Origin of the sequence: Anoxybacillus dikiliensis, assembly GCF_050613275.1 — a bacterium.
Classification (GTDB): domain Bacteria; phylum Bacillota; class Bacilli; order Bacillales; family Anoxybacillaceae; genus Anoxybacillus.
On record NZ_CP187112.1, the window covers coordinates 1,198,426 to 1,213,381 of the forward strand.

Genomic DNA, 14,956 nt, shown 5'->3' on the forward strand with positions numbered 1-14,956 from the left:
TGCAAAACTAAAGATGGGAATGGTTGAGAAATGTTTTTTCTTCTTTTAAAAAGATGCCAACATTCACCAAGATTGTGCAGTATGTGTTCCTTTTGTTCGGTAAAATGATTTTTGTGCATCTTCAGCTGATAGGGGACTGCTTCCTATGTTCATTTCTTTTTCAAAAGAGTGCGAATGATTTCGGCAATCACTCCGATAACAACGCCAAACAATGAAATAGTAAGAAAAGAAATAACGCTCGTTATATCGCTCCAGCCATCGTTCAAATCGGTAAAAGAAATAAACAACATATAAATCATTCCAATGATGAAAAAAATAAAAGATATGATAACAAACGTCGTTTTACCAAAGAAACCACCTATTCCGATGATGCATGATAAAATGAGGGATATGATCGCAAAACCAACGAGTTGCTTAAAGTCCATATCCATATTAAGCAATAAACGAGATACCACAAGCATACAAAGAAAGAGAAAAAACAAAAAAGTGCTAACGATATACCATTGTTTTGATCGATTTTTAGGAAGCTTGATCATCGCTGTCACCCCTTGATTATTTTCTTATATTATATCGCACCGTGAATTGGGCTGAACAGAACTAATGAAGAAAATTGTCTTGTTGCTTATTTTTTTGTTTTAAAATAGAATGATAGAGTCAATTTTACGTCATAGGTGAATGTGATGAAACGATTATTTGCGATATATGTGACGCTCATCTCGTTGCTTGGATGTGCATTATTTTTATATACATGGCCGTTTTCAGACGTGAACGTACAAAACGAATGGTTTTTGTTATTGTTGTTTGCTGGGGCTGCTGTTTTGCTTAGTAGATATACGATATATTTGCCGCCGAATGGAAATGCTTTTACGTTAGAGTCGTCTGTTTACCTTGCTTTGCTTTTTACTCATGGATTGCACTTTTCTTTAATCATACTTTTAATAAGCAGTTTTGTGATGTACTTTTGGTATCCGCGGAAAACGGCATGGTTTAACCATGTATTTAACTTTTCTGTTTATACAATGATGATTTATGGGAGTTATTATGTTTATATCGTTTTTGGGGGCGTTGTCGGGAAAGTTTCTATTTACGATTTTGGAGTCTATATTGCTTCCTTCGCTGCTTTTTTTGTTTTAAACGTATTACTTATGACCATATATTTTTCATTGCGATCATCTACTGAGTTTCGCTTAATTTTGTTAAATACTATAAAAGAATTAATATATATTTATATGGTAGAATTGACAGCCTCACTGATCTTGGCCATTCTTTTCGTTTTTGATACTATATTCGGTTTGCTTTTATATATGTTTATTATGTTGCTACTTTCAGCAGTTTTTAGGCAATACTCTCATTTGTACGAGAGATTGGTAGACGATAAGGCGTATATTGAACAATTACTTAACTCTTTACCGATTGGAATTATCACAATGGATGAAAGTCGTTCGGATTATTTTATTAATAAATCAGCTATGTTATTACTATGCTTGGATCAAAGAAAAATAAAGGAGAAAATTAGAGAGGGATCAGAAGAAAACCATTTGTTTTGGAATCTACTTACGTCCCAAGATTCTTTTCAACAAGTAAAAATATCATACGACTCAGATGAGGGGGAGAGGGAATTTTTAGTCTCTAAAACAGATTTAATTATTCCACATAAAGAGCCAATTGGACGTATTGTTTTCTTTCTCGATGTTACTGAAGCTGAAAAAATTTCTAGACGAATACATCAATCGGAAAAGTTGGCAGCAGTAGGGGAAATGGCGGCGAAAGCAGCGCATGAAATTCGCAATCCGCTTGCGGTCATTCATGGCTTTTTATCGTTTATGAATGAAAATATGGCACAAAGCGATCGCGAGCAATACCACATTCCGCTTTTATTAAAAGAAATTGATCGCATTAATGCGATTGTTGAAGATATGCTTTTGATCGCAAAACCGAGTGCGCCGATGTTGAAAGAGACGTATATGGAAACGATTGTTCAAGACTTGCTTTCGCTGTTGCAACATACGTTAGAGGCAAAGCATATTCGCGTGCACGTGCGCCTTGACCGCGTTTTGTTGCGGCTTGATCCGAAACAAATGATGCAAGTGCTATACAATTTGCTTCACAACAGCATCGAATCGATCGAAGAAGACGGTTCGATTTGCATATATTCCGATGTCGATGAGACGTACAATATGTACATTTACGATTCTGGAAAAGGAATTCCGCAAGACATGCAAGCGATGATGTTTGAACCGTTTATGACAACAAAACCTTCAGGGACGGGATTAGGATTAACGATCGTCAAACGAATCGTTGAAAACCATGGCGGAACGATTGCCCTTCATGACAGTTCGGAGAGAGGAACGACGTTTGTCATTAAGCTACCCATTCGACAGTAGAAAGAGTAAAGAAGTTAAGGTGTCCGTTACGGGCACCTTTTCTGTATGTTTTTTATTTTCATTATTGAAGATGGTTAAAAATTATGTTCAAAAAATGTTCATTATTTAAAACTACAAAACTAGAAAAATAGTTTTATTATAAAAGTGAGGAGAGTGAATGACGGATGAAAAATCATTGGCAACTAAAAAATGAACAAGAATTAAATGACGTGATTGAAAAAGCAAAGCAAACGTTTCCTTTTCTACAAGATGATCAGCTCATACAACATCGCGCCCAATTGTTTAAGGCTCTTGGAGATGAAACACGTTTGCGCATTGTTGGTATGTTAATGCACAGCGATTTATGTATGTGTGAGATTACAGCCGCCTTGCAGCTACCTCCATCGACTGTCACGCATCATTTGAAATTGCTTGAGCGTGGAAACGTAGTGAACGTATATAAGCAGGGGAAATTTACAATTTATCGACTAAATCAAGAATTGGTCATGCCACTTATCGAAGAAAGAAGAGATGTTCATGTTTAACATGTTTGCAGATTGGTTAGTTGAAGATGTATTCGGACTGTCGATCACTTCAAAGCTTGGAGGAGCGCTTCATTTTTTTATTTATGATACGTTAAAAATTCTTTTTTTATTGTCTGTGATGGTGTTTGCTATTTCGTTTGTACGTAGCTATTTTCCACCTGAAAAAGTAAAGCAATGGATTAGCGGGAAGAAAAAAGGGATTGCGGGCGTACTAGCAGCTTTGCTTGGTGTCGTATCACCATTTTGTTCATGTTCAACCGTTCCTCTTTTTATCGGATTTGTTGAGGCAGGTATTCCGCTTGGGGTGACGTTTACCTTTTTAATTTCGTCACCGATTGTCAATGAAGTCTCACTTGTTATGTTGTTTTCGATTTTCGGATGGAAAATTGCCGTGTTGTACGTCTTGTTTGGTGTATTATTAGCCATGATCGCTGGGTTGGTGATTGGAAAGTTGAATTTAGAGAAATACATCGAGCCATATGTGTTTGATATTAAATTAGGGGAATCTGTTGTCCAAGAAATGACGATGCGTGATCGATTCGCTTATGCAAAAACAAATGTCATTGATACTGTAAAAAAAATATGGGTATTTTTGCTTATTGGTATTGGAATTGGGGCGTGGATTCACGGATATGTTCCCGAAGATTTACTCGTTCGTTATGCTGGAAAAGAAAGCATATTCGCTGTTCCAGTGGCGGTCATTCTTGGAGTACCATTATATTCGAATGCAGTCGGATCACTTCCGATGATTGAAGCGTTAATGGGAAAGGGAGTGGCGCCGGGAACGGCACTTTCCTTTATGATGGCGATGACCGCACTATCGTTTCCAGAGATGGTGTTGCTTCGGAAAGTGATGAAACCGCAGCTCATTGGTATATTTGTCCTTATTGCAACCATTGGCATTATCGCCATTGGCTATATATTTAATGCGATATTGTAGGAGGATGAGAAAATGATTATTAAAGTGTTAGGAACAGGATGTAAAAAATGCAAAGAGCTCGAACAAAACGTTCAAATGGCAATCGCGCAACTTCAAATCGATGCACACGTAGAGAAAGTAGAGGATATTGGAAAAATTATGAGCTATGGAGTGATGAGTACACCGGCGCTTGTCGTAAATGAAAAAGTTGTATCAACAGGAAAACTGTTATCTGTCGATGAAGTGATGGGATTGTTGAAATAAAGGGGCGAGAAACGCCTCTTTATTTTTTTACAAAATATTTGTGATGTCCGAAAAATCGTTTTAAAATTCAAATACCTGCAACAAAAAAACAACAAAAGACAAGGGGAGAAAATATGAGCGCAATCATGTTATTTTTATTAGCTGGTCTTGCTGAAATCGGTGGAGGATATCTTGTATGGATTTGGTTACGTGAAGGAAAGTCAGCGATGTATGGGATTGCTGGGGGAATATGTTTAGCATTATACGGTGTTATCGCAACATTTCAGTCATTCCCATCATTTGGACGTGTGTATGCGGCGTATGGAGGAATTTTCATTCTTTTATCTTTACTATGGGGATGGGGGATCGACAAAAAAACGCCAGATTTGTATGATTGGATTGGTGGGTTTGTATGTTTAGTTGGTGTGGCAATTATGCTATGGGCACCGAGACAGTAAGGAGGATACACATGCCTTTAACATATGAGCAAATTGTTCGGATTTGTAAGCACATTAACGACAAGCACATGCCGGATGGACAAGCGTTCGTTGATGCAGTTGATGAATGGTTGGAACGATATGATGGGGAAAATGGGAAGGAATTTATGTTTCAAGCATTTAACAAATTGCTTTCGCTTGTTGATGAACATATTCATACAATTGAGCGCAAAGTGAATATTCGCCCAACTTGTACAAAAGGGTGTACACACTGTTGCTATTTTCCTATTATTACGACGCGTGCAGAAGCAAGATGGATGATGACTCATATTGCTAAACTGCCAAATGACGAGCGAGAACGCATATATAAGCATATACGATGGTATACTCAACACTACGTGGAACAAATAAAGCGAGTAGAAACGTTAGATTTTACAGAAGAGAGAAATTTTAAGAAAATATATATGAAAGAGCAATTACCTTGTATATTTTTAAATCCCGAAACAAATACATGTTTCATTTATGATGTACGACCTATTCCATGTCGTACGTATGTAAACTACTGTTCACCGAGTGTATGTGCGGAATCGCATATGCCTAATGAACCATTTAGTTATGAATTTTTATATGAGTTTTATATCGAGTCGCTTCATGATTTGATTCAAACGCTCATTTATGAAGGGGAAGATGTAGGAATCGACTATCCAGACGATTTGTTTACGATGGACTATTTGTTTTGTTATTTTATTAACGCAAAGAAATAATCATGTCTAGCGCCCATGCAAGCGCTAGACATAGTTTGCTTAAATGAGTTGTTCATATACTTCATTTAAATGATAAACGCGAACAACATCTTGTTCTTCCTTTGCATATTTCATTTCTTGACGCAGCATGCGATCTAAAAATGCCGCTTCTTTTTGCGATAAATCCCGAACGAATTGTTCTTCATTTTTGTATGATTTACTCATTAGTTTTTTATATAAATGAATGGCAATCGTGTGATGCCGATCAGCATAGTTTGCTAATGCCTCACGCAAATAAGCTAACGTTTGATTCAACCACCCCACCTCCTCAACAGTAGGGTAAGCGGTTTTGTGATCAATTATGTGCGTTATACGAAAATCTCTTGTAAGATAGGGTCTTCGTCAAGAAGCCGAATGGCACACTTTCGATACTGTTCATCATGAATATAAGTATAACGGTTTGGCTTGATCGTTGGTGCGATGTTGATCGCTTCTCGATATTCTTCTTTATTTAAGCCTAATGTTTTAACGTAGTCAAAAAATCCGGTACGTGTAAACACTTTTGTAATCCGTTCCGCCCGATGTTGTTGTACGTGTGCCATGATATACGTAGCGATCCCAACTTGAATGCCATGCATATGCGGTGATTCGCTAATTTGATCAAGCGCATGGGAGATTAAATGTTCAGATCCGCTAATAGGTGCGCTATTCCCGCTAATAACTGTTGAAATGCCGCCCATTGTTAAGGAACTAATTAATTCTTTCAAAAAAATGGGATGCTTAATGTTTTGCATCGGCGTACGAATGAAGCTATTGACCGCTTTTTTACTAATCATCGCCGCAAAAGCGTTTACCCGACTGACTCCGTGGTTTTGTTCAAATTCCCAGTCATACAAAGCTGTAATATTCGACATTAAATCCCCAACACCCGCTAAAATAAAGCGATCCGGTGCTTGTTGAACGATACGTAAATCAGCTAAAATGCCAAATGGTACTTTAGCGGGAACAGTTGTCTTTTTACCGTTGACAAGCAATGAACAGTTGGTGCTTGCGAAGCCGTCATTTGATGCGGATGTTGGAATGCTAATAAACGGCACTTGTCGTAAAAACGCCATATATTTACCGCAGTCAATGACTGCTCCGCCACCCATCGCCATCATGACATCACAGTGAGGAAGTTCAAACGCCTTTTTCATAATGTCAACAATATCAAGCTGGGGTGGTAAGCAAACAGTATGAACGGCAGCGGGTGAAATAGATTGCTTCATTTCTTTCTCGTACGTTTGATAAGTGAAATCATCAAACAATATAACAGCTTTAGAAAAACGATACGTTTTCATCAGCTCGTCGATGCGCCAAATGACACCTTCTCCAATTTCAAGAATGGATGGAATAGGGATGTTCATTTCAATACTCCTTTTTCTTGTAAATAACGTTCAACGTCGGCAAACGTGTCCACAGGAACAAAAGGAATATGTTGTTTGCGCAACAACGATTGTAAAGCACCTTTGGCGAATGTCACATCTGCGACTTTCGCTGCATGAACATCTGGTTCGCTATCGCCGATAAAATAAACAGTTTCATACGTTTGCTTTAACGTACGAACGACACTTGACTTATCAATGCCGTATCGTTCTGAATAATGAATATGATTCGGGTCGATGCGCATATGAATATTTTTGTCATGATAATATCCTTCATTAGAAAAGACATCGACGCCGTTTATATCGTACTTTTTTAAAATGTGGCGAATATAGTAATCCGTTCCCGCGCTCAGCACATAAAAGTCCCCACCACTTCGCTGGACGTGTTTAATAAAAGGTAAGACAGTTTCATCAATTGGAATGTGATGAATATCTTCAATAATTTTTTCTTCATCTTGATGAATGGATGTGAATACGGTGCTTAAAAAGTCGATATCTTTTATTTTTCCAGCACGCCATTGATGAAATAATTGTTCACCTTCAGGAAAATATTTTTCAATAACAATCCAGTAAAAGTCTTTATGCGAAATCGTCCCGTCAAAATCAGAAACAAACGCCCATTTGTTCATGAACGAACCTCCGTTTTTTCGTTAGTATATGCAATCGAACAGCGTATTCATCAAAGAAATTGAATGGCTTGAATGACATCGTAGTCGCTTTGTTGTAATGTGGTAGATTGTCCGAGAATCATTTTCGTAAGTTCGGCACCAACATATGGTCCTGCGGTCAACCCGGATGCGCCAAGGCCGTTTGCCACGTAAAGACCTTCAATATGCGGTACGGCGCCGAATATAGGTAAGAAGTTTGGCGCATGAGGTCGGAAGCCAACGCGTGTTTCAGTATGCGTCCAGTCGGACAGGTAAGGTGCGATGGTCAACGCTTTATGCAATACTTCGTACAAACCGCCAGCAGTCACGCGACAATCGATCCCGACGTCGTCTTCGTGTGTCGCTCCAGCAACGATTTTTCCTTTTGGAAAGGCAAGTAAATATTGATTATTTGGTGGCATGACGACAGGCCAATGGTCGGTGTGATGTTTTGAATGTTCTAGATGCACGATTTGTGCTCGCTGTGGGGTAATGAGAAAATCAATACCTAGCGGTAAAAGTAACGATTTCGCCCAAACACCTGCCGCAACAATGACAGCGTCCCCTTCGTAACATTTATTTGACACTGTAGCCCCAATGACTCGGTTATCTTTATGCAAAAGTGTCGCACTTCCTTTTACATATGTTGCCCCTAATTGAATGGCAGCATGAATAAGAGCACGTCTTAACGCACGCCCATCCACTCGGGCAGCACCGCTTACATATAGCGCTTCGTATCCATCGCTTAATACGGGAAAGCGCGTTATGACTTCCTTTGAAGACAAACGCGTAACCTCTCCGATTTCAGGGGCCTCTTCCCGTCGTTTGTACACGCGTTCTTCCATGCTTTGTAACTTATTATTATCATGATGTAAACAAATAGCTCCGACACGTTTGTATCCTGTTTGATGACCGTACGTTTGTAATTGTTCAATGAGGTGGGGATAAAATGCTGCACCACCTTTGGCAAGCGCATACCACTTTTTATTTCGCCGTTGTGACGTCCACGGGCAAATGATTCCTGCTGCCGCATCTGTTGCTTGCCCTCGGTCTTCACGATCGATTAAAATCACCTGCACTTTTTCTTTTGCTAGATGAAAGGCGATAGAAGCACCAACAATTCCAGCCCCGATGACGATATAACGATTCATTGTTCACACCTTCTTTATTTCATTTCGCATCATTAACAATAACATAATCTTTATATTGTCGCTAATCATTTCTCGTTATAAAATAGAGGAGTTAACAAATGATGTCATTGGGGTGTATAGATTGACAACGGTTGACTTACAACTAAAGCAAATTATGCGCGATTTAAAACATCACGATCCACAAAAGCGATACGAAGCTTTGTGTGCACTTGAACAATTATCAGAAGAAGAGATAGAACTTCAACCTGCTTTTATTCGAAAAATGATTGCGTATGCAGCAGAGACGTTTCCAGATCCTGTTGACGAGTGGGATGATCCGAGCTATCATGTGCTTCAGTTTGCGTTATATTTTGTAAGTGCACAGTTTGTTCCAAATGTCCTCGAACATTTTGCGTGCTTCAGTTCTGCAGCGAAAGAAATGGCGTTTTGCTATGTATGTGAGTTAGGGGATGAACAATATGATGAGGCATTATATCATATCGTTCATAGCGAGTTGCAACAGCAAACATTTTCAATTCCATGGGAGCAGCTCCGCCATCGACTGAATGTCATTAAAAAGCTTATTGATCACGATTATGCTTATTTACCGTCAGATCTTTTTTGTTGGTTATTGCTTCATTTGCATCGTGAAGGAGTAGCTTGTCATTTGCAACAGGACGAAATTGTTTCCATACTTATTCGACAGTATCGTCAAACGAAAGAAATGTATGCGCCATATGATGCTGATTATAGCCCGATGTTCGTTTTCCGGTTTTGGAAAGAAAACTACTTATCTATTCGAGCTGATATGCACGTATGCCTTTCTTTAATGGAGTTTTATTTTAACGAGGAAATCGCAACATTGTTGCAAGAAGCTTTATCGTTTCGTGATCCGACCATTCAAGCGCGAGCGATCGTTACGGCTTTACAACATCGCCTGACTGTTGCTGACGATGTCCTTTTAGCATGCGCAAACAATATAGAAAGTGCAAGTTTATTATATGAAGAAATGGAGCGGATCGGAAAAAAACAGCTGTTTCCGATGGAAGCAAATAAGCTCAATCATTTTGCAAAAAGCCATTTGTTTTATGTATTAACTCATGAATATGGCGTTGTCCCGAACGATATAGAAATGATCAATCATATTGAGATGGAAAATGAGTATAATGAAAAAGTTCGCTATTATTTCCTTGCTTATGTTGATGAGCAAGAAAAGTATGTGGCGTGGGTCGGGGTGTATGTTCAAAGTCAAGATGGAAGAAGTATGTTTGAATATACGTATGTTCCATTTATTCCACTTCAACAATATTCGATCGAGGAGCATAAAAAGTATTTTATTGAGCAAATCAAGCAAGAGCAGCAAACAGAACATACGTTATTTCGGCAACAGTGGACATTTCGTTGGACAAATATTTTATCTTACACTGTATTGATGTTGTTTATTTGTTCACGCTGGCTAGTGGCAGTTGAAGAAAAAAGTGTGTTTTTATATGTTCTCTCCTTTTTGTTAACCGCATTAGGAATTGTTTTTGTTGTAAACGATTGGAGAAAACGAAATAGGGAAATTGTACTCACAACGAAAAAATTGATGTACGCTGACCGATGGGATATACGAGAAATTCCTCTCAATCAAATAAAACGAGTGACTTTTGAAAAACGTAAAAATCGTTATCATATATTTCACCGAAAAAGTGAGCACATTGTTATATATAATGAACGCCATGAACAATTAGCTTTTCCGAAAGATGATATAAATGAAGAACAGTTCGTTCTTCTCCTTCGTCACGCAACAAATCATTTACAACCACCACCACATATTCAAAAATAGAAAAGCAAGGGCACCCCCTTGCTTTTCAATAAAACCACTTAGCCATTTCATAATATAGTGGCATGCCGATCGTTAAGTTAAATGGGAAGGTGAGCCCGAGCGCCATACCGAGATAAATCGCAGGGTTTGCTTCTGGAACGGATGCGCGCATCGCTGCTGGAGCAGCAATATATGAAGCACTTGCAGCAAGCACGCTAAGTAAAACGGTTCCTCCCAACGATAGCCCTGAATAATAACCGATCACAACCCCTAAAAAGCCGTATACAGGAGGTAAAAGAATACCTAATGCAAGCAGTTTGATCCCATATTTACGTACAGCTGCAAGTTGATTTCCTGCTGTTAATCCCATCCCTAGTAAAAAGAGAACGAGAATGCTCGGATATAAATCAATAAATAACGGTTTAACAATTGGAAGGGCACGATCGCCGCCAATGAGCCCGACGAGAAGGCTACCGACCATTAAAAAGACGCTTTTTCCAAATAATCCTTCTTTAATGATCGGTCCGTACACAGATGTAGCTGAGAAACGATATACTACTTCTTGCTTATATGAGCGATCTTCTAACAATTTCAATATGATGAGCGACACGATAATCGCAGGACTTTCTAACAAGACGACAAAGGCGTTCATATAGCTTTCGTATGGCATATTTGCTTGTTCAACAAAAGCAAGTGCGGCACCGAACGTAACGATGCTAACGGATCCGTAAGTTGCTGCAATGCCGGTTGCATTTTTCCGATCAATGCCAAGACGACGGCAAATCGCAAACGTAATGATTGGAATAATGATACCAAGCGACAACGTTCCAACTAACGGACGAACGAGCTCATGAAAAGCATGTTCCGCAAGTTCAATGCCACCTTTCATACCGATGGCGATTAATAAATAAATGCTTAACGATTCATTTAATCCTGTTGGTAACTTTAAATCCGACTTGACGAGAGCAGCAATAATGCCAAGAAGAAAAAATAAGATGGCTGGTGACGTTAAATTGTTAATAATCATTTCTTGCATAACGTTCCTCTCCTTCTATTTCTTTATTTTATATTCAACAAAAAAGCCGGAAACATTTTTCGATCGGATCGAAAAATATTTCCGGCTTATCTTTTACTGACCGTAAAAGGCCCTTAAAAGATCAACCTTGTGTATCGACTGGTTCCTGTAATAGAAACACAATGATTCGTTCCCCTGTTTTCGTACTAATATCGGTATGCATGCTTGCGACTTGTTTATTTGTTAGCCCATAAATGAGCTCTTTCAATTGCTCGCTACCTGATTCAATTAAATCGGCACGAATGCGTTTAATAGACAACATTCCTTCTTTTGTTTCACACAATGCTTTTTCGGCAGGAGTTAAAATACCGCGCAACTGTACGATGACCATATTTCGTAAAATATCCGTTTTGACGGAGAGAGGACCGCGGCCTAAATATTCCTTCTCCCATTGAGTAAGGGCGCGACTAATTTGATCTTCTAGTTCCCCTTTTGTTCTCATACGAATCCCCCTTTAGAAACGAAAATCGGCATGCTTCACGTATACACCATGTGAAACATACCGATGTATCTTTAGCCTAAACAGTTTCAACGTTTGCCTTTTCGCTTTCGCCATGTCACCACGTCAAAAGCGCTAAGGTAAAACAATGGAACTGCTTGGCTATCAATCACTCGGTGCGATAATTTGTTTTTAATTGTATAAGGCTTCAAAAATTATGTCAAGGGAAAAGATTGATGTTATCTATCGATATGCCATGATAGAATGAAAGGAAAGGAGAAGATAGGGAATGGGGGAGAAAGTTTGAAACTATATTTTATTGTCAATCCTTCAGCTAAAAATGGAAAGTGTAAAAAAATATGGAATAAAATTGAGCGGATGCTTCAACAGCAGCATATTTGTTATCGTGTTGTGTTCACACAAAAACAAGGAGACGGAGCGAAATTAGCACAACAAATAGCAGAACAAACAAATGAACCGATTGCATTCATTGCGGTCGGTGGGGACGGGACAATTCACGAAGTCATGAATGGGGTGGCCATGTACAGCCATGTGACTGTAGGGTATATGCCCGCTGGGACAGGAAATGATTTTGCTCGTGGGACACAAATTCCAATAAAATGGAGCGAGGCTCTTAGCTATGTGTTGTCGAGTGTTAAGGATGGACATGTAGATGTGTATGACATCGGAACGTTCAAAGGAGCAAAGCAAGGTGTTTTTGTTAATAATGTCGGCTGTGGATTTGATGCACATATTTCACGGAAGGTAAATGCGTCTAAATGGAAACATATTTTAAATCGCTTATATTTAGGAAAGTTTGTTTATGTGTTTTATTTATTGAAAGAGCTGTTTACATATAAACCGACCATTGTGCAATTGACAGTTGATCAAAAGCAATATACGTTTTCAAATGCATGGCTTGTCACCGTTGCGAATCACCCATACTACGGGGGAGGAATGAAAATCGCTCCATTTGCGCAGCCAAATGACCAGCAGTTTGACGTGGTCGTTGTAAATGATGTGTCGAGATTAAAATTGCTCGCATTATTTGTGACGGTTTTTTGGGGCGGTCACATTAAAATGAAGGAAGTACATACGTTTCAGGGGAAACATATTTATATTCGTAGTCATATGCGTCTTCCTGTGCACGCTGACGGTGAGCAAATTGGTGAAGGAGAAATTACGATTTCTGTGAATAGGCAAGTGCGTGTGTTTCGATAACCTGAACGGATTCTTATCTGTTCGGGGTTTTATTTTCGTTTGACAAGAAAAAAGTCGTATGTTAAAAGATAGACAAGCATATAAAGAAAATAAGAATCATTACTTTTTTGGGGGTTACACATGGGGAAGGTTGTTCAAATAAGTCGTGATTTCGGGGCATTCATATTTTTTATAGTTATAATTAGTTTGTTTTTGCTTGGGGATTTCTTCGTTACAAGTGTTAGTGTCCCAACACCTGCTTTGCAAGTTGGAACTATCTTCTTAAGTATTTTGTTAGAAGCCATTCCATTTATTTTGTTAGGTGTCTTTGCTTCTGCACTCATTCAGACGTTTGTTTCTGAGCAGACCGTACAAAAATGGATTCCGCAACATCCGGTTGTCGCACTCGTTCCTGCGGCATTCGTTGGCGCATTGCTACCTATTTGCGAATGTGCGATTATCCCAGTTGTTCGTCGTCTTATTGCAAAAGGGATGCCGCTTCATGTTGGAGTAGTGATCATGGTCACGGCACCAATTTTAAACCCTGTTGTTTTTGCGTCTACGTACTATGCATTTTCCTCCAATATGAATATCGTTTATGGAAGAATGGGAATTGCATTTGTCGTGTCGCTTATTATCGGTTTCATCGTGTATGTTGTTTTCCGACATCGCTTACCGTTAAAGCCAATGAAGCATTCTCATCATCACCATACTAATCATCGATTAGCTGCAACTTTCATTCATGCAGTTGACGAATTTTTTGATGTTGGTCGCTACTTAATCGTCGGTGCATTTGTCGCTAGCTTTTTTCAAGTGGTCATTAATCGTGAAATACTAGTAGAAATTGGACAACATGAATGGATTGCACCAGCTTTGATGATGGGTCTTGCCTATGTGCTTTCGATCTGCTCAGAAGCAGATGCATTTGTTGCTGCTCCGTTTACATCAACATTTACGCCAGCATCTTTGCTAGCGTTTCTAGTGTATGGACCTATGATTGATTTTAAAAATACGTTAATGATGCTAGCTTATTTTCGCTTCATATTTGTTGTTATATTTACTAGTATAGTGACGATTGTTGTATATGTTAGTGTATATATATTTCAACTTATCGTATGAGGAGGGGGATGATGATTCGAGGGATCTTATTGTGTGGTTACGCTTTACTATTTATTAAATTGTTAGTGAGCGGAAATATAACAAACTATATTGCACCTAAAATGTTCCCTTTTATGTATTTTGCCACATTTACACTCTTATTCCTTGGAGGTGTACAGATATGGAGAAGAGAGGAGTCTGATTGTTGTCATCATTGTGAAGGTGAGCATCATGTACCAAAGACAATCGGTCAAAGTGTGCGAGTGTATGGATTGTTTTTTATCCCATTGCTGATCGGCTTTATGTTCTCGAACCATGTACTAGATAGTTCGTTGGCAGCTAAACGTGGTGTGCAGTTAGGAGGTAAAGAGAAGCAGCTCGTCCAAGAGTTTTTAGAAAACCCGGATGAATACATGGATAATATTGATAAGCAAATCGAAAATATTATACAAGATGAGACCACTACAGAAGTTCAAAAGGAAAAGGAGCTAAACAAGGATTTATTAGATAAGTCCATAATTGTTGTAAATGACGATCAATATATCTCTACATTAAACTTCATCAGTGAACAAATTGATGCGATGATTGGAAAAAGAATTGAGATCACAGGTTTTGTATTTAGGGAACGCGATTTTGCTCCAAATGAATTTGTAGTTGCTAGGTATGGAGTAACTTGTTGTGTTGCTGATGCAACAGTTTATGGGATATTGGTAAGGGTAGACGATGCAGCGATATGGGAAAACGATACATGGGTGAAAGTTGAGGGGGTAATTGATGAAGCGAAATACAAGCAATGGATCGTTCCCATCATTACTAACCCGAAAGTAACTATTGTTAACATGCCAGAACAACCGTATGTGTATGAGTATTAAAGGCTCTTGACGGT

General features: G+C 38.8%; 17 protein-coding genes. 10 read left to right on the top strand and 7 right to left on the bottom strand.

Features of this window, described 5'->3' with window-relative positions; genetic code table 11:
- Window positions 1-149: 149 nt before the first annotated feature.
- Window positions 150-536 (bottom strand): permease, encoded by a 387-nt coding sequence (locus tag ACPF7I_RS06355; RefSeq protein WP_430744231.1) that lies wholly within the window; start codon window positions 534-536, stop codon window positions 150-152.
- Between the two features lie 144 nt (window positions 537-680).
- Between ACPF7I_RS06355 and ACPF7I_RS06360 the strand changes: the two genes are divergently transcribed.
- The 6 genes from ACPF7I_RS06360 (at window position 681) to ACPF7I_RS06385 (ending at window position 5,271) form a co-directional block, all read left to right on the top strand.
- A complete protein-coding gene (locus tag ACPF7I_RS06360; RefSeq protein WP_430744230.1) occupies window positions 681-2,384 on the top strand; it encodes a sensor histidine kinase in 1,704 nt (567 codons plus the stop codon).
- A 164-nt stretch (window positions 2,385-2,548) separates the two neighbouring features.
- Window positions 2,549-2,908, top strand: coding sequence for an ArsR/SmtB family transcription factor (locus tag ACPF7I_RS06365; protein WP_430744229.1), 360 nt, complete (start codon window positions 2,549-2,551; stop codon window positions 2,906-2,908).
- A complete protein-coding gene (locus ACPF7I_RS06370) occupies window positions 2,901-3,848 on the top strand; it encodes a permease (RefSeq protein WP_430744228.1) in 948 nt (315 codons plus the stop codon). Before ACPF7I_RS06365 ends, ACPF7I_RS06370 begins: the two co-directional genes overlap by 8 nt.
- A 12-nt stretch (window positions 3,849-3,860) precedes the next feature.
- Window positions 3,861-4,091 carry a thioredoxin family protein gene (locus tag ACPF7I_RS06375; RefSeq protein WP_430744227.1) on the top strand — a complete coding sequence of 77 codons (231 nt, stop codon included), beginning with the start codon at window positions 3,861-3,863 and terminating at the stop codon, window positions 4,089-4,091.
- Window positions 4,092-4,204: 113 nt separating this feature from the next.
- Window positions 4,205-4,528, top strand: a complete 324-nt coding sequence (locus ACPF7I_RS06380; RefSeq protein ID WP_430744226.1) for a YnfA family protein — start codon at window positions 4,205-4,207, stop codon at window positions 4,526-4,528.
- Window positions 4,529-4,539: 11 nt separating this feature from the next.
- Entirely contained in the window at window positions 4,540-5,271 is a 732-nt protein-coding gene (locus ACPF7I_RS06385) for a YkgJ family cysteine cluster protein (RefSeq protein ID WP_430744225.1), read from the top strand.
- A gap of 39 nt (window positions 5,272-5,310) precedes the next feature.
- On the opposite strand, the gene ACPF7I_RS06390 is transcribed toward ACPF7I_RS06385, so the two are convergent.
- From ACPF7I_RS06390 to ACPF7I_RS06405, 4 genes are read right to left on the bottom strand one after another with little or no spacing between them, the layout of a single operon-like run.
- Window positions 5,311-5,574, bottom strand: coding sequence for a sigma-G-dependent sporulation-specific acid-soluble spore protein CsgA (locus tag ACPF7I_RS06390; RefSeq protein ID WP_430744224.1), 264 nt, complete (start codon window positions 5,572-5,574; stop codon window positions 5,311-5,313).
- Window positions 5,575-5,618: 44 nt separating this feature from the next.
- Window positions 5,619-6,656, bottom strand: coding sequence for an iron-containing alcohol dehydrogenase family protein (locus ACPF7I_RS06395; protein ID WP_430744223.1), 1,038 nt, complete (start codon window positions 6,654-6,656; stop codon window positions 5,619-5,621).
- A complete protein-coding gene (locus tag ACPF7I_RS06400) occupies window positions 6,653-7,303 on the bottom strand; it encodes an MtnX-like HAD-IB family phosphatase (protein WP_430744222.1) in 651 nt (216 codons plus the stop codon). Before ACPF7I_RS06400 ends, ACPF7I_RS06395 begins: the two co-directional genes overlap by 4 nt.
- A gap of 50 nt (window positions 7,304-7,353) precedes the next feature.
- A complete protein-coding gene (locus ACPF7I_RS06405) occupies window positions 7,354-8,472 on the bottom strand; it encodes an NAD(P)/FAD-dependent oxidoreductase (RefSeq protein WP_430744221.1) in 1,119 nt (372 codons plus the stop codon).
- Between the two features lie 112 nt (window positions 8,473-8,584).
- On the opposite strand from ACPF7I_RS06405, the gene ACPF7I_RS06410 reads away from it, so the two are divergent.
- Window positions 8,585-10,279, top strand: coding sequence for a hypothetical protein (locus tag ACPF7I_RS06410; RefSeq protein WP_430744220.1), 1,695 nt, complete (start codon window positions 8,585-8,587; stop codon window positions 10,277-10,279).
- 25 nt (window positions 10,280-10,304) lie between these two features.
- Here ACPF7I_RS06410 and ACPF7I_RS06415 read toward each other — a convergent pair whose 3' ends face one another.
- Both ACPF7I_RS06415 and ACPF7I_RS06420 read right to left on the bottom strand, forming a co-directional pair.
- The gene (locus tag ACPF7I_RS06415; protein WP_430744219.1) at window positions 10,305-11,294 is read right to left on the bottom strand and encodes a sodium-dependent bicarbonate transport family permease; all 990 of its coding nucleotides are present in this window, start codon (window positions 11,292-11,294) and stop codon (window positions 10,305-10,307) included.
- Window positions 11,295-11,415: 121 nt separating this feature from the next.
- Window positions 11,416-11,775: a DUF2294 domain-containing protein gene (locus ACPF7I_RS06420; protein WP_003398177.1), complete on the bottom strand. Its 360-nt coding sequence runs from the start codon at window positions 11,773-11,775 to the stop codon at window positions 11,416-11,418.
- Between the two features lie 300 nt (window positions 11,776-12,075).
- On the opposite strand from ACPF7I_RS06420, the gene ACPF7I_RS06425 reads away from it, so the two are divergent.
- The 3 genes from ACPF7I_RS06425 to ACPF7I_RS06435 all read left to right on the top strand — a co-directional run bounded on the left by ACPF7I_RS06425 (window position 12,076) and on the right by ACPF7I_RS06435 (window position 14,942).
- The gene (locus ACPF7I_RS06425; RefSeq protein ID WP_430744218.1) at window positions 12,076-12,993 is read left to right on the top strand and encodes a diacylglycerol/lipid kinase family protein; all 918 of its coding nucleotides are present in this window, start codon (window positions 12,076-12,078) and stop codon (window positions 12,991-12,993) included.
- 120 nt (window positions 12,994-13,113) lie between these two features.
- Window positions 13,114-14,091, top strand: a complete 978-nt coding sequence (locus ACPF7I_RS06430; protein WP_430744217.1) for a permease — start codon at window positions 13,114-13,116, stop codon at window positions 14,089-14,091.
- 8 nt (window positions 14,092-14,099) lie between these two features.
- The gene (locus ACPF7I_RS06435; RefSeq protein WP_430744216.1) at window positions 14,100-14,942 is read left to right on the top strand and encodes a TIGR03943 family putative permease subunit; all 843 of its coding nucleotides are present in this window, start codon (window positions 14,100-14,102) and stop codon (window positions 14,940-14,942) included.
- Window positions 14,943-14,956: the final 14 nt, after the last annotated feature.